Source organism: Vibrio sp. H11 (assembly GCF_004804295.1).
Classification (GTDB): domain Bacteria; phylum Pseudomonadota; class Gammaproteobacteria; order Enterobacterales; family Vibrionaceae; genus Vibrio; species Vibrio ostreae.
In genome coordinates this window covers 253,865-276,006 of the sequence record NZ_SSHN01000002.1, presented here as the reverse complement: position 1 = coordinate 276,006, position 22,142 = coordinate 253,865, and the positions used below count along the sequence as shown (strand labels likewise).

At 50.3% G+C, this 22,142-nt stretch carries 19 protein-coding genes; 6 read left to right on the top strand and 13 right to left on the bottom strand.

Annotated features, from left to right (window positions below; all coding sequences use genetic code 11):
• Position 1 precedes the first annotated feature (1 nt).
• Genes E6C74_RS04020 through E6C74_RS04000 form a run of 5 tightly spaced genes read right to left on the bottom strand, consistent with a single transcriptional unit; the run spans position 2 to position 4,354 of the window.
• On the bottom strand, positions 2–1,468 hold the full coding sequence (locus tag E6C74_RS04020) for a type II and III secretion system protein family protein (RefSeq protein WP_136483410.1): 1,467 nt from the start codon (positions 1,466–1,468) through the stop codon (positions 2–4).
• A gap of 8 nt (positions 1,469–1,476) precedes the next feature.
• Positions 1,477–2,223 carry a Flp pilus assembly protein CpaB gene (gene cpaB / locus E6C74_RS04015; RefSeq protein WP_136483409.1) on the bottom strand — a complete coding sequence of 249 codons (747 nt, stop codon included), beginning with the start codon at positions 2,221–2,223 and terminating at the stop codon, positions 1,477–1,479.
• Positions 2,220–3,572 carry an AAA family ATPase gene (locus E6C74_RS04010; protein WP_136483408.1) on the bottom strand — a complete coding sequence of 451 codons (1,353 nt, stop codon included), beginning with the start codon at positions 3,570–3,572 and terminating at the stop codon, positions 2,220–2,222. Before E6C74_RS04010 ends, cpaB begins: the two co-directional genes overlap by 4 nt.
• A 56-nt stretch (positions 3,573–3,628) precedes the next feature.
• The gene (locus E6C74_RS04005; protein WP_136483407.1) at positions 3,629–4,120 is read right to left on the bottom strand and encodes an A24 family peptidase; all 492 of its coding nucleotides are present in this window, start codon (positions 4,118–4,120) and stop codon (positions 3,629–3,631) included.
• Between the two features lie 51 nt (positions 4,121–4,171).
• Positions 4,172–4,354, bottom strand: a complete 183-nt coding sequence (locus E6C74_RS04000) for a Flp family type IVb pilin (RefSeq protein ID WP_136483406.1) — start codon at positions 4,352–4,354, stop codon at positions 4,172–4,174.
• 542 nt (positions 4,355–4,896) lie between these two features.
• On the opposite strand from E6C74_RS04000, the gene E6C74_RS03995 reads away from it, so the two are divergent.
• Both E6C74_RS03995 and E6C74_RS03990 read left to right on the top strand, forming a co-directional pair.
• Positions 4,897–5,637 carry an AraC family transcriptional regulator gene (locus E6C74_RS03995; protein ID WP_136483405.1) on the top strand — a complete coding sequence of 247 codons (741 nt, stop codon included), beginning with the start codon at positions 4,897–4,899 and terminating at the stop codon, positions 5,635–5,637.
• 328 nt (positions 5,638–5,965) lie between these two features.
• Positions 5,966–7,651 (top strand): AMP-binding protein, encoded by a 1,686-nt coding sequence (locus tag E6C74_RS03990; protein ID WP_136483404.1) that lies wholly within the window; start codon positions 5,966–5,968, stop codon positions 7,649–7,651.
• Positions 7,652–7,730: 79 nt separating this feature from the next.
• Here E6C74_RS03990 and E6C74_RS03985 read toward each other — a convergent pair whose 3' ends face one another.
• On the bottom strand, positions 7,731–7,919 hold the full coding sequence (locus tag E6C74_RS03985) for a hypothetical protein (RefSeq protein WP_136483403.1): 189 nt from the start codon (positions 7,917–7,919) through the stop codon (positions 7,731–7,733).
• 98 nt (positions 7,920–8,017) lie between these two features.
• On the opposite strand from E6C74_RS03985, the gene E6C74_RS03980 reads away from it, so the two are divergent.
• Positions 8,018–8,923, top strand: a complete 906-nt coding sequence (locus tag E6C74_RS03980; RefSeq protein WP_136483402.1) for a LysR substrate-binding domain-containing protein — start codon at positions 8,018–8,020, stop codon at positions 8,921–8,923.
• Here the strand turns inward: E6C74_RS03980 and E6C74_RS03975 are convergent.
• Complete coding sequence (locus E6C74_RS03975; protein WP_136483401.1) at positions 8,920–9,126, bottom strand: DUF1127 domain-containing protein; 207 nt, start codon at positions 9,124–9,126, stop codon at positions 8,920–8,922. The two genes, E6C74_RS03980 and E6C74_RS03975, sit on opposite strands and share 4 nt — an antisense overlap.
• A gap of 98 nt (positions 9,127–9,224) precedes the next feature.
• On the opposite strand from E6C74_RS03975, the gene E6C74_RS03970 reads away from it, so the two are divergent.
• Positions 9,225–10,157, top strand: a complete 933-nt coding sequence (locus E6C74_RS03970; protein WP_136483400.1) for a LysR substrate-binding domain-containing protein — start codon at positions 9,225–9,227, stop codon at positions 10,155–10,157.
• Between the two features lie 137 nt (positions 10,158–10,294).
• Here the strand turns inward: E6C74_RS03970 and fusA are convergent, their stop codons facing one another.
• A complete protein-coding gene (gene fusA / locus E6C74_RS03965; protein ID WP_136483399.1) occupies positions 10,295–12,382 on the bottom strand; it encodes an elongation factor G in 2,088 nt (695 codons plus the stop codon).
• A gap of 365 nt (positions 12,383–12,747) precedes the next feature.
• The gene (gene radA, locus E6C74_RS03960) at positions 12,748–14,127 is read right to left on the bottom strand and encodes a DNA repair protein RadA (RefSeq protein ID WP_136483398.1); all 1,380 of its coding nucleotides are present in this window, start codon (positions 14,125–14,127) and stop codon (positions 12,748–12,750) included.
• A 147-nt stretch (positions 14,128–14,274) separates the two neighbouring features.
• On the opposite strand from radA, the gene E6C74_RS03955 reads away from it, so the two are divergent.
• Positions 14,275–16,623 (top strand): PilZ domain-containing protein, encoded by a 2,349-nt coding sequence (locus E6C74_RS03955; protein WP_136483397.1) that lies wholly within the window; start codon positions 14,275–14,277, stop codon positions 16,621–16,623.
• A gap of 178 nt (positions 16,624–16,801) precedes the next feature.
• On the opposite strand, the gene serB is transcribed toward E6C74_RS03955, so the two are convergent.
• Positions 16,802–17,782: a phosphoserine phosphatase gene (gene serB / locus E6C74_RS03950; RefSeq protein ID WP_168796950.1), complete on the bottom strand. Its 981-nt coding sequence runs from the start codon at positions 17,780–17,782 to the stop codon at positions 16,802–16,804.
• Between the two features lie 101 nt (positions 17,783–17,883).
• Between serB and E6C74_RS03945 the strand changes: the two genes are divergently transcribed.
• Complete coding sequence (locus E6C74_RS03945) at positions 17,884–18,495, top strand: YtjB family periplasmic protein (RefSeq protein ID WP_136483395.1); 612 nt, start codon at positions 17,884–17,886, stop codon at positions 18,493–18,495.
• Positions 18,496–18,571: 76 nt separating this feature from the next.
• Here E6C74_RS03945 and deoD read toward each other — a convergent pair whose 3' ends face one another.
• From deoD to deoA, 3 genes are all read right to left on the bottom strand, one after another.
• Complete coding sequence (deoD, locus tag E6C74_RS03940) at positions 18,572–19,306, bottom strand: purine-nucleoside phosphorylase (RefSeq protein WP_136483394.1); 735 nt, start codon at positions 19,304–19,306, stop codon at positions 18,572–18,574.
• 141 nt (positions 19,307–19,447) lie between these two features.
• Entirely contained in the window at positions 19,448–20,668 is a 1,221-nt protein-coding gene (locus tag E6C74_RS03935) for a phosphopentomutase (RefSeq protein ID WP_136483393.1), read from the bottom strand.
• Positions 20,669–20,682: 14 nt separating this feature from the next.
• On the bottom strand, positions 20,683–22,080 hold the full coding sequence (gene deoA / locus E6C74_RS03930) for a thymidine phosphorylase (RefSeq protein ID WP_136483392.1): 1,398 nt from the start codon (positions 22,078–22,080) through the stop codon (positions 20,683–20,685).
• Positions 22,081–22,142 lie beyond the last annotated feature (62 nt).

Sequence of the window (22,142 nt, the reverse complement as noted above, 5' to 3'; positions counted from 1 at the left end):
CCTATAACCCGTGACCAAATGAGCCTTCCGAACCACCGCGGCCTGAATTGACGGCAGCATCATTGCCAGAGACACGCATTGGTTTCACTCCAGTCGGACTGGCCAGATAAGCCCCTTGACCAAGCAGGTAGTAGTTGAGGTCGTTTGGCTCAACAAACGCGTCGGTTGGCAAGGTCACCTTGGATCGGTCAATCGGTTTAGCCAGCCTTGGAGTGACCAGAATGACCAGCTCGGTTTCACCGGAAATATATTCCTGGCTGTTAAAGATCTGTCCCAGCAGAGGAATATCCCCCAGCCCTGGCATTTTCGAGATCGAATCACGCACGTTTTCACTCAACAGCCCGGCAATCCCAATCGTCTGACCATCAGCGAGTTCCAGAGTTGAAGAAGCACTACGCCGGGTAATAGGCGGTATAAAGTACGCCGCATTGGTTCCGCTGGGTGAAATCGTTAAAGTGGAAGAGCTGGCAATTTCACTCACATCAATCGCCATGTTGAGATTGATTTTTTTATCGCTCAGCACAGTGGGGATAAATTTCAGTCCGACACCAAACGGCTTGTAGTCAATAGTAATGCCATCATCATCTGCGACCGGAATCGGGAACTCACCACCAGCTAAAAACTCCGCCTTGGTTCCGCTTAATGCGGTTAGATTAGGTTCGGCCAACACTTTGGCCACACCATTTTCCTTGGCGATATCCAGCGCTAAAGTAAACAAGGTGTCACCATCAATAAAAGTGGACAATAATCCGGTCCCTTCGATTGTTGGGGAATTAAACACCGGACTGATTACACCGGGAACAACATCATCAATGTAGGCACCGGCTGATGTACCGCCCCAGGAAAATTTGCCGTTGTTTTGAAAAAAGTGGAAGTTAGAATCAAAACGACGAACCAGGCTGCGCTGCACTTCAGCGACAGTGACTTCCAGCATCACCTGTTGTGCGCCACCGATACTCATCAGGTTAACGACGCCGGTTTTTTCCGCCTCTTTATTGCGCGAGTCGGTCTCTTTGTCTGCTGACTCGCCTGCGGCATAGGTTTCTGCCAAACGTAACGCCACATTCATTTTATCCTGCGAGCTGACCTGACCACTGATAATCAAACGGTTCTGCGAACTGTGCACAGCGATATCTTCATCCGGCAGGAACTGGTACAGTTTTGCTTTGAGGCTATTCACATCGTGAGTCACTTCAATATTGAATGACTCAATCAGGCGTCCACTTCGGTCCCAGGCCATCAGGTTAGTTGCGCCCAGTTTTTTACCTATCAAAAACAGCTCATTGGATTTGAGCATCACTATATCCAGCACTTCCGGATCGCCGAGAGATACCCGGCTCGCGTTACCCTGCAGCAAAACCTGGGTCGATTTGTGATGTGGTACCGTAACCACTTTGCCGCTTTGAGTCGCCGCACTCCACGCACTGCATGTAAAGAATACAGCCAGCACTACCAGTATTTGTTTCATAACCCACCTCAATTCCTTACACGCACATTGGATGTATCTGTCCCTTTAATAATGGTGACGCTTGGTGGCGGAACGTATTTGACCACTTTAGGTTCGACAGCATGCGGGTTGCGCAGAGCAAGCTGTATATCTCCTTTACTTTTGGCACTTAAGAGTTTTTCAGCATCTCTGGGATCGACTTCCAGGGTGACCGCTCGTACGATTACCGGCTTGTTGTCGTTGGTACGCGCCGTCTGGTCTACAGCAAGTACCTTGATATCTTTGAGTACCGTCGTCGTATTAGCGGAATTTTTTCCATAGGACACGGTATTAAGCACATCCACTTTATTACCAGGTAACAGAAAGCCCGCCACGCCAATTACATCGTTGACCCGAATGGTGATAGCACGTTTGTCTTCGGGAATCAGGGCAGCTAAAGTCGCGCCCTCTCCGGGAATACTCAGTCGCTGCATCACCAATATTTCATCAGGGAAAAGATCAACCGAAGCAATTTTTCCCAGCACATCCGTGGTCTTAGAAAACTGACTCTCTGCCGTCCAGGATTTTTCCAGTAACTTGGTCGTTAAGTGTTGCTCTTCGATAATGGTTCCGGATGGTATCTGCATCGCGGCAACGACAACTGGTTGCCGCTCTACCACCTCAACTTCGGTGGTCGGTTTGGTTTGCGTATCCATCCACTGCTTGGCAAAAAACACCGCTGCCAACCCAAATACAACAGAGAGCAGTATCAACAAAATAATCTGACCGCGACTCATCGTGCACCTCCTCCTTTACCATCGGCGGTGAAGTAGAGCTGCCAGGCTCGCTCCAGAATTTCCGGAGTAATGATTTGGGCCGCTTCTTCAAACACGATGATATCTCGACTGATTCCTGTTAAATCTTTCGGCAAACAGGGGTAAAAACCCACTTTGTGCAACCCGTGCAGCTGGTACAACATGTCATAACACGAAGGATGAATGGTTAACCCTCGACTGGCAGCCATTTCTTCCCACAATGCGTGGTACTCGTTCTGCTCCAGTGGGTGAAACTCAATTTTGTAACCCAGACGACGCAAAAAAGCAGGGTCGCTGATTTTTTCCGGATCCAGGTTGGTGGAAAACGCTAAGGTCAATATAAAAGGAATAGTTATCTGCTGACCATTCGGCAAGGCCAGGTAATCAAAAAAGTATTCCATCGGCACAATCCAGCGGTTCAATATCGTATCGACCGGTACAGGCTGTCGCCCCAGGTCATCAATCACCAGAATGCCGTTATTGGCCATCATCTGCAGCGGTGCCATCCATACCCGGTTGTGCTCAGAGTGATTGACCTCCAGCATATCCATAGTCAGCTCACCACCGACCTGAATACTGGGCCGCTCAGACAATACCCAGCGTCTGTCATACTGGGCTTTATAAGACAAACTTTGCTCCTGACCTTGTGGAGCGACCGCTTTGTGATGCTGTTTGGAAAAGACTTTAATGATGTTGCCGGCCGCATAAACCGCATAAGGAATATAAACCGAGGTATTAAGCGAATTGAGCAGGCGGGTGGCAACATAGGTTTTACCTGTCCCCGCATCGCCGTACAGTAGCAGTGCGCGTCCGGAATTGATCGCAGGGCCTAATGTGGCGATCATCCGCTCAGCGCCATAAACATCACGCATGGCATAGGTCACATCAGCACGAGTGATGTAGTTAGCGCGTACATCCTGCGCTTCAACCATGGCCTGATAGTCATCGAGAGAGACCGGTGCCGGGCCAAGATAAGCATCTTTCTTAAATGCCAGATCGGCCTGGTACATCCCCGCTTCAGATAAACCATATCTCACGTGTCCGCTTTGCTGCTGAGTGTAATAATTGGACGATTCGGCCTGGAATACTTCGACCAAAGACTTTTTACGCAGTCCGGCCAGAAGGTCCTCGACCATATGACTACCGATCGCCATCAGTTGGGTCAGTTGCAATACATCTGATTTTGGGTAGGCGGATAACTGCTTAAGCATCAGATTTTCTAAAATCACATAAGGGATTTTTAATTCATCGACTGATGTAGGAACTGCGGGAGGCAATGCTTGAGGAGTTAACTCGATCCTATGCTTTGTTGTTGGAGAAGGTACGCTCATGCCAAAATCCTTAGCCTAATTTAGACTTTAGGTCATCAATTGTTTCATGGGTAAAATTAAGCCAAACTAAAATACTGAAACATTGCTAGGCTAATAATAAAAACAGGTGCAAGAGGCATATAACTAATTTTATTATCAGAAATTAGCCCATATTGTTCTCGTTTTTTAGTGTGTAAGGAAACCGTGTCAATCCTATTTAAAGTTAAATACATAAATCCAACCAAAATACACGACAATATTACAAATTGAGCATACTCGGCCAAGGAGCCCATCCCTACACTCAAGCCTATCGCAGCCAGCAGTTTTACGTCTCCAGCAGCCATAACCCTACTAACGTAAATCAAAACTCCAATCCCAAAGCACATTAGAAATCCAAATAAACTATCAAGAAAAACTGCAGTCCAGTTATCATTAAATTGAAAAATAAAGGTTTCGAGTAATATAATCAGTAGCAGAGTAACGACTAGAGAATTGGGAATCCGATGCTCTTTAGCATCGGAAACTCCAATAACAATCAAAAGACTCCAACCAACAATCGATAAAACCATATTTTAATGCTCTTATTTTTGATAAAAAGGTTGCTAATATCTTCAGTTTGCTTAACCACCATTGTTTATAGTTGTTGCCAAACCATTGATCACGTTTTCAACCGCATCTCCTAAATTAAGAAATGCAGCTACCAAGGCAGCAGCAATCAAAGCACCAGCCACTGCATACTCCACAATGGTCAACCCTTCTTCATCTTGCCAAAAGTTTTTAATCGCTTGAGTGAACTTATTCATGATTTGGTCTCCTTCCTGACACATTGAATGTTCATATTCAATTTAGATAGTTCTATCAGTAGCGGTTAGGACTTTTTGGTCAGAGTTTGGTACTTTCTTTAACATTAAGTAACAAAATACTCACTAATTATTGATTTAAAAATCATTTAAAGATGCGAAATATTTGGCACAAATAGCGTTCAATACCCTTTAGTAGTAACAAGACGCACTGTTATATTGATATTTTTCGCTTTATTACTCGGTAAACAGGCCATAAACAGTCACCAGCAACATTCTCATTAGTGAAACAAACACAATAAAGTTACAGTGCATATTCAACCATTGATCACTTGGAAATGTGCGCTAAACCAATTATTTGACCTAAGACCTTGGGAGGTTTATTTGCACTTTTTTGGCTTAATTCTAGGCTTACAATTAAGCCTCTTGCTTTCTCGGGTGGCAACTAGTGTGGTTTTAGAATCTGTGGCTTTCGAAGCTATAACTTTAGAAGAAGCTATGACTTTAGAACCTTAGTGTGAAAATCTGTGGTGTGAGAATTCGGTATGGCAGGAAAATATCAGGGTCACTGGTTAGGTAGTCCGCTGACGACGCTCCCACGGCGTGTTCAGGACGTGTGTAAGCACTATTTCGATGTGGTTGAGCACGGCAGTGATGTCTCGGTCCTTAGTGAACCTGATGTCTCCTATGCGCTGTTTTTTTATCAGAAGGATCGCTGCCAGGGGTTACTGCTGACTTCACTCAAGATCTGTATGAATTTAAACAAGTACTTGATCATTATTCACGATGGCTCATACAAAAACAGTATCGGCCACCAAGAACCCGTTCTGGCCCTGCTTGATATCAGTGAGGATGAACCCTCGATGGCTATCTCTGGTATTTGCGAGAAGCTTAACAATAACGTTGACCAGCAGACCATTGAGCAACAAGTTCTGCATTCACCCATATCTCCACATAGTCTAAGTAAAGAGATGTTAGATATTCTGCGTTATATTGATTTGAATATTACTAAAGAAATCCGTGAAGAAGATATTGCCGAATACTGCCACTATTCTATCTCGTACTTTTCAAAACGCTTTCACAAAGTGATTGGCGTCAGCTTTCGCGACTACATCTGCGATAAACGTATCGCCATGGCCAAGAGATTATTGGTGGATGAGAAAAATGCCAAAATCGCTTTTATCGCTTATCAATGCGGCTACCGGGATGTGTCTTACTTCTCGCGTATCTTTAAAAAGAAAACCGGCATCAGCCCCGGCGCTTTTCGCCAGCTTCATTCGCGCTGAACGCCCTGTCAGGCACTTACCACTGGTAACACTTTGGGTATAAGTTCGTGTAATTAAGGCTTTATTTGCACAGTGCTTACTGCTACAGTTAACAAAAATTTAACATAACAATAACCATACCCAATTACTTGGAGTTGCAGGTAGGCGGCAAATGAGTGAATCCCCATGAGCATAGAAACACTATGTGATTGGGGTGAACGAATGCAGTCAACACCGCTGTAGCTTCAAGTAGGAAGGGTGTATAAGTTTTGCCAAACCAATGCTGACTTTACTGACGATCTGAGCTCTCTGCAGACAGGCGGACAGGCGAGCAGCCAGGAGTTAGAGAATGATCCAACCTAACACATTGAGCAAATCAAACTGTGCTCTCCACACACCCGACGAGATGATTTTAAAATGGGCGCAACAGCGTCCGGACGAAATCTATCTCAAACAGATGATTAACCGTCAGTTTGTCACCTTTACTTTTGCGCAAGTGGCCGATCAGGCGCTGAGACTGGTCTCGGCTTTACAATCACTCGGTGCCGAGCCCGGCGATAAAATCGCCCTGGTCTCGAAAAACTGTGCTGAGTGGTTTATCTGCGATCTGGCCATGATGCTGGGTGACTTTGTCAGTGTCCCCATCTTCCCGACCGCAGGTGCCGAAACGATCGAATACTGCATCACCCACAGTGAAAGTAAGATTCTGATCGCCGGGAAACTGGATGATGGCAAAGCAACCGAACAGGTGCTGACTCATCTGCCTGACTTAATCACCATTTCACTGCCCTATGACTCAGCGCCAAAATGTCAGCATCGCTATACCAAGCTGATTGCCGAGCATACGCCCAGTGAATTTCGTCCTCAGCACAGCGAGGACAAACTGATGTCTCTGGTTTACACCTCCGGTACATCCGGGGTTCCCAAAGGCGCCATGCTGACCTACGGCGGGTTCTGCTGGTCGGTACAACAACTGATTAACCATATCGGCATTGAACCCAATGACCGCCTGTTCTCATATCTGCCGCTGGCTCATATTACCGAACGGGTTTATATCTTTGGTTCCTCCGTGATGGGCGGCGTACCTACGGCGTTTCCGGAATCGCTCGATACTTTCATTGATGATGTCAAAATGCAGCGCCCGACACTGTTTATCTCCGTGCCGCGTCTGTGGACCTTGTTCCAGCAGCGGATTCAGGACAAGCTGCCACAGGCAAAATTAAACCTGCTGCTTAAGATCCCGCTGGTCAATTCGCTGATCAAGAAGAAGATAGCCAAAGGACTGGGCTTAGACCAGGCGCGCGTGCTGGGCTGCGGTTCTGCGCCGGTGTCGCCAGCGTTACTGGCCTGGTATCACCAGTTGGGTCTCAACATTACTGAAGCCTGGGGCATGACGGAATCCTTTGCCTACAGCACACTCAACTATCCGTTCCGGGCTGATAAAATCGGTACCGTTGGTAACGCCGGGCCGGGGGTAAAAATAAAAATTGCCGATGACGGCGAAATCATGGTGCAGAGCCAGGGGCTGTTCGCCGGCTATTATAAGAACGACATTGCCAGTAAAGAGTCGTTCAACAATCAGGGCTGGCTGCATACCGGAGATATCGGCACACTCGACAGTGAGGGTTTTCTCTCGATTCAGGGACGTAAAAAAGATACCTTCAAGACCGCCAAAGGTAAGTTTGTCTCACCGGTGCCGATCGAGAAGAAGCTGTTTGAATATAGTCGGGTAGAAATGATGTGCCTGATCGGACTCGGACTGCCGGCGCCGATCCTGCTCGTCGTGCCGCATGACTTTCCGAACTTTAACCGCCAGCGTTATGAGCGCAGCACTGAGAAAGTCATCGCCAAGATGAATGCACAGCTCGAATCCCATGAACAGATCAAGGGCGTGCTGATGATTAAAGAGCCGTGGAGCATTGAGAACGGCATTCTCACCCCAACCCTGAAAATAAAGCGCCACGTGCTGGAGCAAAAGTATCACCAAGTGGGCCAGAACTGGCCAAAAGGGCAACTTGTCGTTTGGGAAGACTAGCCCTGTGACACAACAGCAAAAGGGAGCAATCAAAGCTCCCTTATTTTTCAATCTGAATAAGCCAGCTTTATAGTCCGCATTACAGATAGTCTCTGTAATCGTGGCGGTGAGGCGGCTTTTCCTGCCAGCCAATATCCTTACGCAGGTGTTCATTTAACGGTAATGATTGTTGCGGCTGTTGCTTGTCCCCGCTTAGCTTGCGCCATAATCCTGAAATTACACGCTTTAAGCTGAATGTTTGCCGCAAGTTTTTTGTGCTGGTTGTCATGCTTACTTCCTGTACCCACTGCTTTGTTAGTCGTATTATGGAAATATTCCCGTCCGGAAACGAACGATCATTCACCACTCGTCATATAAGCAGGAGTTATGGACAACCGGTTACGTCATCTTTCCGGGCTGCGCTTTTTTGAAGCGGCGGCCCGCCACCAAAGTTACAGTGAAGCTGCGCGAGAGCTGTTTGTCTCTCAGGCTGCCGTCAGTCAGAAACTGCGTCAGTTAGAGCAGCAACTGGGCTGTAAGCTGTTTATGCGCCAGGGGCGGGAAATGTTGCTGACCGAAAAAGGCCAGCAGTTGTATCTGCAAGTCAGTCAGGGCTTTGAACGCATTATTACCGGACTGAACCAGATTCAGAATGAACCACTGGAAGGCATACTGTGCGTACGTACCCCGCCCTCTTTCGCCTCACGCTGGCTGATGCCACGCTTGTGGCGCTTTACCATGGAACATCCCTATATTCCGATTCGCCTTATCACCGATTGTGACAGCCCGAACATCCGCCACAGCGCAATTGATGTGGCTATCTGGCAGGGGAATGAAGATGTCACCGAGTCCGGCTTGAAGCAGGAATTTCTCCATGAAGAGCCAGTCTATCCGTTCTGTTCAATGCAGCTGGCAGAATCTCTGCAACTGGTCCATCCGGATCAACTGTTGCAATGCTGGCTGATCCACTTCGATTCACAAAGCTTTCCCTGGTCCGAGTGGTTTGCAACGGCCGGAGTCACGGTCAGCAAAGAGACCATGCAATGGATGGAAGTCAGTACCTTTGATATGGCGCTTAATGCGGTGATCGCCGGACACGGTGCGTGCCTGGCTACCGATAACCTGGCCGCTGACTATGTGCAACGTGGCGTACTGGTTAAACCGTTCGAGATCGGCCTGACTCCCGGCGTGCGTTACAGCTTGATCAGCGATCCCTCCTCTTCCCGCGCAGCGCGAATTGAAGCATTCAGCGACTGGCTACGACGGGAATTAGCTCAGACATCATTGGCTTAACGCCAGAACGGCTTGTTCACTTCCGCCATCACCTGTTCATACTCCAGCCCCAAATCTTTCCACAGGTGGGGCGGAAGTTCTGCCAGATGGCGGCGAGTGCGGTAGTTGCGATGCCAACGTCGTAACTGACTTAAGAATGCGTTAAGCCAACCGGATAATTCACTCTGTTCTGTCACTCTGGTTTCTAGATTCACAGCCTTCATAAGTCCTCCTTGAACCCTGCTCGGTTGTGACTAATAATCGTCATTAACCGCTATTTCCACAAACGATAGATTTTGCCATTCAGTTAAGGAAAACTAATGTGAGTGAACGTATACCGCCATTACAGGGGCTGTTCTATTTTTATACCGCGGCAGAAAGCGGCAGTTTCAAACTGGCGGCAGAGAAGCTGTTTGTCACTCCCGCGGCAGTCAGCCAGCAGATTCGTCTGCTTGAAGAGTGGCTCGGTGCAGAACTGTTTATCCGCCAGCATCGTAAAATTCAGCTCACTCACGAAGGCAACGTGCTCTATCAGCAGGCGCAAAAAGGCTTTGCCCATCTGCAGGAAGGCATTCGCCTTATCAATCAGGATCCCTCCCCTCAACAGTTATCTATTTCGACTCTGCCTTCTTTCGCCCAGCACTGGCTGGTACCGAGGATCGGTGATTTTCGTACTCATAACCCTGATATTTCGCTGCTGATAGAACCCACCAGCCAACTGGTCAATTTTCAGGACTCCAGTGTCGATGTCTGTATCCGCTACGGCAGCGGCGACTATAAAAACGTGCGATCGGAGTGGTTGATGGATGAAGTGCTGTACCCGGTTTGTCACCCGATTTATCAGCAGCAACATCAGATTTATCAACTGGAAGATCTGGTACGCGCCGATTTGATCGAGGACATCTGGCCAGATATGGACTGGGGGCTGTGGCTGAAAAATGTCGGTCTGCCAAGCAACCAGCCGACGCTGCAGTACAACGGTTCCCAGTTTGTGCTGGAAGGCGCGTTAGCGGTGCAGGGTGTGGCGCTGGTCAAACATGCGACCGTGTGTCGCTATATCGAAGAAGGCAAACTGGTACAGATTGGTAATGTGGCGCTCAAACCCAGATTCCAGTTCTATCTGTGCGCGCCCAATGGTTACTTTAAACGTCCGAAGATCCAGGCTTTTCACCGCTGGTTACAAGCACAAATCAACCAGTTTCAGCAGCGTTACCCTTATCTGGGGGAAGTGCGTGACACCCGGTTTGATCTGTAACTTCACCGCAGAACAAAGCCGAAAGTCCGTAAGTCCGCTAATAAAAAAGAAAAAAGAAAAAGAAAAAGAAAAAGCCCCGTTAGCTTGCACTAACGGGGCTTTGTTATTACTTAGCTTAAAGCGCTTAACTTAAAGAATTACTTCTTCGCGTTACGCTCTTTAACTTCAGCGATAACTTTTTCAGCAACGTTTGCTGGACATGCTGCGTAGCGTTCGAATTCCATAGAGAATTGACCACGACCAGAAGTCATAGTACGCAGAGTACCGATGTAGCCGAACATCTCTGAAAGAGGAACGTCTGCTTTGATACGTACGCCAGTTGCGCCAGCTTGTTGGTCTTTGATCATACCACGACGACGGTTAAGGTCACCGATTACATCACCAACGTGGTCATCTGGAGTGAACACGTCAACTTTCATGATTGGCTCAAGAAGTTGCGCGCCCGCTTTAGGCATAGACTGACGGAATGCGCCTTTCGCTGCGATTTCAAATGCGATTGCAGATGAGTCAACTGCGTGGAAACCACCGTCGAACAGTTCTACTTCAACGTCCAGAGTAGGGAAGCCAGCCAGCACACCGTGCTGCATCATGCCTTCAAAACCTTTCTCAACTGCTGGCCAGAATTCCTTAGGAACGTTACCACCAACGACAGTTGATTTGAAAGTGAAGCCAGAGTTTGGCTCACCTGGTTTGATACGGTAATCGATCTTACCGAACTGACCAGAACCACCAGACTGTTTCTTGTGCGTGTAGCTATCTTCAATTGCTTTAGTGATAGTTTCACGGTAAGCAACCTGAGGAGCACCCACTTCCAGCTCAACGCCGTAAGTACGTTTCAGGATGTCTACTTTGATGTCCAGGTGCAGTTCGCCCATACCTTTCAGGATGGTTTCGCCTGAATCTTCATCAGTCTCAACCTGGAATGATGGATCTTCTGCAACCATCTTACCGATCGCGATACCCATTTTCTCAGTAGAACCTTTATCTTTCGGAGAAACCGCGATAGAGATTACTGGAGTTGGGAAGATCATTGGCTCAAGAGTACATTCGTGTTTTGGATCACACAGTGTGTGACCAGTTTGAACGTTCTTCATACCAACAACTGCGATGATGTCACCCGCTTGTGCTTGAGTGATTTCAGTACGGTCGTTCGCTTGCATCTCAACCATACGGCCGATACGCTCAGTTTTGCCTGTTGCTGAGTTAAGAACGGTGTCGCCTTTCTTCATCACGCCTGAGTAAACGCGGATGAAAGTCAGAGCACCGAAGCGGTCATCCATGATCTTGAATGCCAGCGCTTTCAGCGGTTCTGCAGCGTCTACGATCGCTTTTTCACCAGTTGGTTCACCAGTTTCTGGATCAGTCAGATCTTGTGGATCAACTTCAGTTGGGTTTGGCAGGTAATCAACAACCGCATCCAGAACCAGCTGCATACCTTTGTTCTTAAACGCAGAACCACAGAAAGTTGGGAAGAATGCCAGGTCACGAGTACCTTTACGGATACAACGTTTGATGTCTTCGATAGAAGGCTCTTCGCCGTCCATGTAAGCCATCATCAGATCGTCATCTTGCTCAACAGCAGATTCGATCATCATTTCACGGTATTCTTCTACCTGATCAACCATGTCTGCTGGAACTTCTTTGATTTCGTAGTTTTCTGGCAGACCTGTTTCGTCCCATACGTATGCTTGACGGTTCAGTACGTCTACCACACCCACGAAGTCATCTTCACGGCCGATAGGCAGAGTCATAACCAGCGGAGTTGCCGCCAGTACGTTCTTCACTTGGTCTACAACGCGGAAGAAGTCTGCACCCATACGGTCCAGTTTGTTAACGAAGATCAGACGAGATACTTCTGATTCGTTCGCGTAACGCCAGTTGGTTTCTGACTGAGGTTCAACACCGCCAGAACCACAGAATACACCGATACCGCCATCAAGAACTTTCAGAGAACGGTATACTTCTACTGTAAAGTCAACGTGTCCAGGAGTATCGATAACGTTTAGACGGTGGTTTTTCCACTCACAAGTTACCGCAGCTGATTGGATAGTAATACCGCGCTCTGCTTCCTGCTCCATGAAGTCTGTAGTAGATTCACCATCGTGAACCTCACCAGTTCTATGGATTTTACCAGTAAGCTTAAGAATACGCTCAGTGGTAGTGGTTTTACCCGCGTCAACGTGCGCGAAAATACCAATGTTTCTGTATTTCGATAAATCTGCCATTGTCTTACTCTGTTAATAAGGTATAAAGTGCGCGCAGAGTATATCACAATCCATCAAGACTGATACCCCTGCGTCCATTTGCTGAAAAAAAATATTTATACCCTTACTACTTGAAGCTGCAGCGGTGTTGGCTGCCTTCATTCCTCCCAATCACATCGTGTCTCTATGCTCATGGGGATTCACTCCTTTGCCGCCTACCGGCCACTCCAAGTTGTTTGGGTATAGACCCGGTTATTGCTGCTGAAATGTTCGGTCTATGCTGATGAAATATAGGTGATAGCACGCCATCACGCGAGGGGACCTGATAAATATTCTGACCTCCCCCGTCCGGACCAAACCCGGCCCCTCTTTAACTCATGTTCTGATTACAGTTCATCAAACGCACTGATCGCTTCCGACAATTTGCGTACCCCGTGAATCTGCATGCCCTCGATACCGCCTTTGGGCATATTGGCTATCGGTACGATGGCTTTCTTAAAGCCGTGCTTAAAGGCTTCATTGAGGCGTTCCTGCCCGCTCGGTACCGGACGAATTTCCCCCGCCAGACCGACTTCACCAAACACCACCACATCTTTCGGCAGCGGCTTGTCACGGAAACTCGACAGCAGCGCCATCAGCAAAGCAAGGTCGGCACTGGTTTCTGTCACCTTAACGCCGCCGACCACATTGACGAACACGTCCTGATCCGCCATCTGCAAACCACCGTGTTTATGCAGCACGGCTAATAATAGAGAGAGACGGTTCTGCTCCAGACCGACCGCAACCCGGCGCGGGTTGGCCAACTGGGAGTAATCCACCAGCGCCTGAATCTCCACCAGCAGCGGGCGCGTGCCTTCCCACACCACCATCACCGAACTGCCTGAGGTTGCTTCTTCACCACGTGACAGGAAGATTGCCGACGGGTTACTCACCTCTCGCAGTCCCTGGCCAGTCATGGCAAACACCCCGAGCTCATTCACCGCACCGAAACGGTTTTTATGGCTGCGCAGGGTGCGGAAGCGGCTGTCAGTGCCACCATCGAGCAGGACTGAACAGTCAATGATGTGCTCCAGAACTTTAGGCCCGGCCAACGTACCGTCTTTGGTCACATGGCCGACAATAAATACCGCCACGTTATTTTGCTTCGCATAGCGGGTCAGCGCCGTCGCCGCTTCTCGCACCTGAGCCACACTGCCCGGTGAGGACTGTACGTCAGCCACGTGCATCACCTGAATCGAGTCAATCACCATAATGCGCGGCTGCTCGCGCTCAGCAATCTGGCAAATCCGATCGACATTCGTTTCCGACAGCATCTTAAGATGCTCTTTGGGTAAACCGAGTCGTGAAGCGCGCAAAGCAACCTGCTGCAACGACTCTTCGCCGGTGACATATAAGGTCGTCATCTGGGCAGAAAGCAGACACATGGTTTGCAGCAGCAGGGTCGATTTACCCGCGCCCGGGCTACCACCAATCAAGATTGCCGCGCCCGGGACGATGCCGCCGCCAAGTACGCGGTCGAGCTCTTTAAAACCACTGGTAAAACGCGGCACTTCCTGCAGATTGATTTCCGCCAGCGTCTGCACCGCGGCTTCCGTCGCGCTGCCGGCATAACCACTCAGGCGTTCATTGCGTGCTGCCTGCGGTGAAGCCGCCAGACGAACTTCTGAAATGGTATTCCAGGCGCCACAGGCGTTACATTGCCCTTGCCAGCGCGGAAAATCAGCCCCACAGTCATTACAGACGTAGGCACGTTTAGCTTTAGCCATGAAAACTTAAACCTCAAATCTGAAAAATGTTTAAAAGCTGTGAAGCGACAGCTTTTATAAATTCATGAATCACTGCAACATACTGCTAAAGAACCGGCCCACCGGGCCGATGTATCAAGTATGAGAATGACACTCTAACAGAAAACTATGCAGCCACCTGAAATACTCTCGTTCACGGAACAATTGATTCCGGCCTATCACTCACCTGATTTTGAGTCGTTGCTCAATCAACTAACCGAAGGTCATCCGCCTTCGGTCAAACTGTTGGTTAAGATGGAACTCAAACGCCTGATGACACCGTGCACTAAAAGCATTGATCTGCGTGGCCGGGTTCAGGGCGAGTGCCGTGAGTATCAGTTGGACGGACTCAAACACTGGCTGGATGATGTTGCCTTTAACACTTATCACAAAGGGGTGAAAAGATTCGGCAGCTACACCGAAGGTGTCTGGGACCTTTTATATAACACCCGCAACAACTTCCGGGTGATGAAACAGCGTGGCACGCTCAATCAGGGCAAGATCACCGAACCGAACAGCCCGTTTGAAGTTGAACCGGTCAAACTCGGCTACGATCTCAAACGCCAGGAAAACCGGCTGAAAATATCGTCGCAGGTAAAAATCATTCTGCGTAACAGCAAGCACACCGTGCACGGCCTGAGTATTGATCTCTCCTCTTCCGGCGCCAAGTTTAAAGTCCCGTCCGCTTTTGATTACAAACTGGGCGACACTATTTCAGTCACGTTTACCGAACTGAGCGAGACCTCCGAGGTACCCGGCCTGGATCAGGCCATCGAATACCGTATTCTGGCAATTGACGACTCGTATGACAATGATGCCATCAAGTTTTTGCGTACTCTTAAGCTCACCGAGACCAATGTCATCGAACGCATCATCATTGAATCACTGCGTGACAACAGCCAGAAAGCCAAGCATGACAACCAGGACAAAATCATCCGCGCCCGCACACGCGGCTATGAGCACAGCTATCTGAAACATACGTCCAACCTGCCGGTGTTTTTCAGCGGCAGTGAACTCCAGATGGTGCTGATGACCGAAAACAACCAGTCGATCTGGCAGTACTGGCAGGATGAGCGTAATCAGCAGGCACTGAGTAATCTGTTCAATAGCGCACGTATGGAGCAGCTGACCAAAGACGGCCTGCGCGGCAGCAGCAATGTGCTGTATGCCTTCAAACATGATCATCAGGGTAAGACGCTGTTCTTTTCGATGATGATGCCGGAAGCCACACGCGCTCAGCGCCATCTGTTCTGGCACATCGGTGCGCGGCGCAGCAGCTGGAAAGCGTTTCGTCTTTCAGTGTTTGAACTGTCAGATCAGGAACGCCAGGAACTTGCCAGCCACTCACGTGAACTGACCGATCGCTCCAGTGCCCTGACCCACTGCGCTATACTGCAGGAAATCACAGACAACACCAGCGCCAAAGATTATCTGCTGGTCGAGAAGCCGGCCCTGGCGAGCAGTGAGCTGGCCCCGTTCCGCCATCCGCGCAAGGTTTCCCACACCCCGATTAACATTTATTACGATGCGCGATCACGGCGCCGGGAGCCGCGCTATCGTTTCAAGACTCCGCTGCAACTGCACATCGAAGGTAACGTATTGGCTGAAGGCTTCACCATCGATATGTCCAAGCGTGGTCTGAGCATAGTGCTGGATAAAGCGGTTGACCTCAAAGCCGGCGATAGCGCACAGATCAACTTCCGCGAACTGCGTTTGTATGACAAAAGCCTGCCGCTTGATGCCCTGCCGTACACGGTGATCCGGGTCGGCCCGGAAGGACGTAAACTGCAGTTGATGGTTGAGGAAACCACACAGACGTTAAAGAGCATTGCGTTTTTCAACAGCATCATCGAGAACAATCAGGATAAAATGCTGCGTAAAGATGAAGTGCTGCCGAGTGCCCATCTGCTCGAAGGGCTGCATAACATTCTGCTGGATAAAATTGTCAGCGCGCCGGTATTCGTGGAAAAAGTCGGCGCTAACCTGCGGCCGAAAGTCATCGGGGTTAACTATCCCTTGCCGCCGCATCTGGCGCTGCTGGCCAAACTGGGCCACGATAACCAAATCACGCTTGAACCTATCTACAAAGGCCACACCAATACACTGCTCGCTACGCCAATGCGGCGCATTGACGGTGCGGAGCCGCAGTATCACGAAGTCTATATTGCCGCGGCCAAATTCGGTGCCCGTATTCAGTCGGTCGAATCACGCCTCATCACCGATTTCGTCAACATTAAAGATCGTATCCAGTTTATTCAACATGCTCTGGAACTGGGCGAGCTGTTTGTGCTGCGCATCAGTGCAGCGCCGGTATTCGATCCGTTTACCACCCTGATGCGCAGCGATCTGGCCGAACTGGCGCAGATCAGCATGCCACATGCCAAAGCGCTGGAGAAAGAACTCGGCGCCATGGCCGGATTTGGCGAAATCATCGATATCACAGAAGAAGTACTGATTCGGCTTGAACTGACCCAGTAACAGTGCCCAGGCCGAGAGCGTAAACTGAAACAGACCAATAGAAACTAATATAATCTAATACAAACTAATATAATCTAATAGAAACTAATAGAAAACGAGGCTCCATAGCCTCGTTTTTTTGTGCGCAGCTGTATCTGTGCTGCTTATGGTCAACGACTCAGCGTCGCAAAACCTTCACTTACGGCTTAGCCTGCCAGCTCAGTTTCTGCTGCCTGACCAGACCGGCCGACAGAATACACAGCACGCCGCCCAGCGCCGAGAAACGTACGGAAGTCTGCGCCTGTGCTTCCACCTTAGGTTTCGCGTGATACGCTACGCCCAAACCCGCCACGCCCATCATGACCAGATCGTTGGCGCCGTCCCCGACCGCTACGGTATTGTGCATTTCAATGTCGAACTGCTGGGCCAGATCCGCCAGAATTTCCGCTTTGGTCTGCGCTGAAACCACATCGCCCAGCACTTTACCGGTCAGCTTACCATCGACAATCTCCAGTGTATTCGACTGCGTGTGATCGAGTGACAGCATCTGCTGGAGGTGATCGGAGAAATAGGTAAAGCCGCCGGAAGCGATCGCGGTCTTCCAGCCGAACGCATGCAGAGTGCCAATCAGAGCCGGCAGTTCCGGCATCAGCGGCAGCTCTTTGCGCACCGCTTCAAGGATAGAGGCATCGGCGCCTTTCAGCTTGCCAACGCGCTGGCGCAGACTCTGTTCAAAGTCCAGTTCGCCCTGCATGGCACGTTCAGTCACTTCTGCCACTTCTTCGCCGACTCCGGCCAGTTTGGCAATCTCATCGATACATTCAATCTGAATCGCGGTCGAGTCCATATCCAGTACAATCAATCCTGGCTTGGATAAATCCGGCACTTCGCTGATCCGTGCATAATCGAGCTCTAATCCCTTGAGAATCGTCTCATGCTCAGCGGTCAGTTCACCTGACATCAGCGCCACTTCGTAATGCCCGACTTTCCAGCATTCGACAATGGCATTGAAATGGCCGGTAAAGAAATCCATGTCTTCAAATTGCTGCGCAGTCAGCGTCGGTGCGTAGACAATCCAGTTCGCTTTTGCTTTCTCCAGTCGGTTAGCTAAACGCGTTTCAGGCAGACGGTTAAGTAAAGTTGTATGTTTTTTGATAGATAAAGTTGTTAAAGCGTCCATGTCCACTTTCCATTGTTGGTATTCCCTGACGTTACCCTATTGCAATTTCAAAAGGCAAGTCTCAATATGAGCCGGAGTTTATTTTTCTTTAGGTTAACGGTATGGATGGTTCATTATTTTCCTTTCGTATGGTGATGCGGGTGCTGGCTGTCATCCTGTTAGCCGTGATGTTTTTCATCACCATTCAGAACAGCGTGGTGATCAGCAAGGGTAATGAACGCATTCAGGCCAACCAGTTAGAAACCCTGACAAAAGTGCTGATTACCCAGGCGTCGCAATCGGCCAGCAGCATGATTGCCGATCAGGATCAGGAACGCTTGCTGGCGCTGACTAACCAGTTAGCCTCAGAACGTCTGGTCTTTGATGCCACCATTTATGATGCAGAAGGGGTCAAACTGGCCGCGAGTGATTCGGCCCTGAGTGTGCGTGAAGTGCTGGGGCTCGATACGCCGCTGCAAACCGCGAGCATCGGCCGTCAGCAACTGGTTGAACCTGTGATGCACGATGGCAGCCTGATCGGCTTTGTGCGCATCACCTTTGAAACCGGTAAAGTGACTGCCATTTCTGACCACCACTACCGTAAAAGTGACCGCTACATGTACCTGATGCTGCTGATGAGCTTTATCAGTGGCGTATTGCTGACCTTGCTGCTGCGGCGTCAGCCGAAAGATAAAGGCGAGAACCTGTTGCTGAAAAATGCCGGGGAAATATAAACCCCGGCACTGTTAGTGAATGACCAAACCATCCGCTTAATGACCAAACCACCGCCCAGCCTGAGCTCTCGAATGCCTAAGGTGTGGCGGCTTTTTCCGCATCCGCGACCAGCACTGAATCGAGCGCTATCTCTATCATCTCATTGAAGGTGGTCTGACGCTCTTCTGAAGTGGTCTGTTCGCCGGTTTTAATGTGGTCCGAGACGGTACAAATCGCCATCGCTTTGGCGCCATACTCGGCCGCAACGCCGTACAGACCGGCGGCTTCCATCTCCACACCGACGATACCGTACTTTTCCATCACCTCAAACATCGATGGATCCGGGGTATAAAACAGCTCAGCCGAAAACAGGTTGCCGATTTTAACTTCAATGCCACGTGCCAGAGCCGCCTTCTCGGCCGCTTTGACCATACTGTAATCAGCGATGGCGGCAAAGTCGTGATCTTTAAAACGTATCCGGTTCACTTTTGAGTCGGTACAGGCACCAAGGCCAATCACCACATCGCGCACCTTGATGTCATCGCTGACCGCACCACAGCTGCCAACCCGGATGATTTTCTTTACCCCGAAATCTTTAATCAGCTCAGTGACGTAAATCGAGCAGGACGGAATGCCCATACCATGCCCCATCACTGAGACTCGGCGGCCTTTATAGGTGCCGGTGAAGCCGAGCATATTACGGACATCACACACTGCCCGGACATCCTGTAAAAAGTACTGAGCAATGTATTTGGCCCGCAACGGATCGCCCGGCATCAAGACGACATCAGCAAAATCGCCCAGTTCAGCATTGATATGTGGAGTTGCCATATGTGTTTTCCTTTCGCGCTTATACCCAACGTCACTGTTATCCAGTAACACTGACCTTATCCAAGTCTAAGCGCTGAATCGGGTTTACGCCGCAGCGCAACCCGATCTTTACCTGGCAATGACACAGCGCCAGGTCAGGAATTAAAGGAAATTACTGCCGTAGTCCATCGCCGACACGCCAAAGTAGTCAGCCAGGCTCTGGCCGATATCGGCAAAGGTTTCACGCTGGCCCAGAGAGCCCGGCGCCACTTTTTTGCCGTACACCAGCACAGGAATATGCTCACGGGTATGATCGCTGCCCGGCCAGGTCGGGTCACAGCCGTGATCCGCGGTCAGGATCAGGACATCATCGTCCTGCATCAGATCCAGTACCTGTGGCAGACGCTGATCGAAATATTCCAGCGCAGCGGCATAACCGGCCACATCACGGCGGTGGCCATAGGCCGAATCAAAGTCAACGAAGTTAGTGAACACAATCGTGTTGTCACCGGCCGCCGCAATTTGCTCCAGTGTGGCATCAAACAGCGCCGGAATACCGGTCGCTTTGACTTTATCGGTAATACCGCAGTTGGCATAAATGTCAGCAATCTTACCAATCGACACCACCTTGCCCTGCTTCTCTTCGACCAGCTTTTGCAGCACAGTCGCCGATGGTGGCTCGACCGACAAATCACGCCGGTTACCGGTGCGCTCAAACTGGCCCTTGCCCGGCCCGATAAACGGACGCGCAATCACCCGGCCTATGTTGTAATCCGCCAGCTCTTCACGGGCGATCTGACACAGTTCCAGTAAGCGCTGCAGACCAAAGGTCTCTTCGTGACAGGCAATCTGGAATACCGAATCGGCCGAGGTATAGAAAATCGGCAGACCGCTCTGCATGTGCTCTTCACCCAGATCATCGAGCACCTGAGTCCCGGAAGCGTGACAGTTGCCAAGGAAACCGTCCAGACCCGCGCGGGCCAGAATACGATCCGTCAGTTCCTGCGGAAAACTGTTCTGTTTGTCGGTGAAATAGCCCCACTCAAACAGCACCGGCACCCCCGCGATTTCCCAGTGGCCTGACGGCGTGTCCTTACCGGAGGAAAGTTCAGCCGCATGGCCGTAAGCGCCGATAATATCAGCCCGCTGATCCAGCCCGGGCGCAAAGCGACCGGTCGCTTCCTGGTGTGCCATCGCCAGGCCCAGTTTAGACAGATTAGGCAAAGTCAGTTCGCCACGACGCTGGGCGTTATCCGCCGCGCCTGCGGCACACTGATCGGCAATGTGGCCCAGGGTATCCGAACCGACATCACCAAATTTGTCGGCATCCGGCGCCGCGCCGATACCAAATGAGTCCAGGACTAAAATGAATGCTCTTTTCATTGCTTGCTCCAGCATTAAATATCTTGTTCACGGATCTGACGGTACACATCCGGTGTCGCCACATAGTCGCCACCGATGGTAATCGCCTGTTGCAGCGCCTGTGCCGCCTGCTGCCACTGCGCTTCACTGCGCGCATGGATAACGGCCAGCGGTTTGCTGCTATCTGCGCTTTCACCCAGACGGATAAACTGATCAAAACCGACCGCATAATCGATGTTGTCGCTCGCCACGCGGCGACCGCCGCCCATGCCGACCACAGCCATGCCAATCGCCCGGGTATCCATCGCAGACACTACGCCGCTCTGCGTGGCATACACCGGCTTCACGATCTCCGCTTTATCCAGATAACGATCATAGTGCTCGACAAAATCGTCCGGGCCGCCCAAACCTGCCACCATCTGACCAAAACAGCGCGCCGCCGCACCGCTGTCCAGTGCCTGCTGCAGTTTCTGCTCGGCCTCAGCACTGTCTTTAGCCAGATTACCCAGCACCAGCATTTCGGCACACAGCGCCATGGTCACGTTGTACAGACGCGGATTACGGTATTCACCACTCAGGAAGCGCACGGCCTCGCGCACTTCCAGCGCGTTGCCGGCCGAAGAGGCCAGCACCTGATTCATATCGGTCAGAATCGCGGTGGTTTTCGTACCGGCACCATTGGCAACCGCCACTATCGATTTGGCCAGCTCTTCTGAGGCTTGATAGGTCGGCATAAAGGCGCCGGATCCGACTTTGACATCCATGACCAGCGACTGCAGACCAGCGGCGAGTTTTTTCGACAGAATCGACGCGGTAATCAGAGAAATGTTATCCACCGTGGCGGTGATATCCCGCGTGGCATAGACGCGTTTGTCCGCCGGCGCCAGATCACCGGTCTGGCCGATAATCGCCACGCCCGCCTGTTTAGTCACCGCACCGAAGACCTCATTGCTCGGCGTGATGTTGTAGCCAGGAATGGATTCGAGCTTATCCAGCGTACCGCCGGTGTGTCCCAGGCCACGCCCGGAGATCATCGGCACATAACCGCCACACGCCGCGACCATCGGCCCCAGCATAAGGGAAGTAACGTCACCCACGCCCCCGGTGGAATGTTTATCGACAATCGGGCCAGCGAAGTTCATCGCGCTCCAGTCAATCACCATGCCGGAATCACGCATGGCACAAGTCAGCGCAATGCGCTCATCCATGCTCATTTCACGAAAGAAAATGGCCATTGCAAAGGCGGCAATCTGACCTTCCGACACCGTGTCGTCAGCCACCCCCTGGATAAAAAACTCAATCTCTTCGGCGCTGAGCGGTTCGCCGTCGCGCTTTTTACGAATGATTTCCTGCGGCAAAAATGGCACGGCACGCCCGCTACTGGCCGCGGATTTATCACTGAATGAAGACGACTTATCACTAAATGAAGACATAGCTATCCCCCCAAGCTCTGTTACAGAGCCATGGTTAAGAGAAAAAATACGTGGTGAATCGA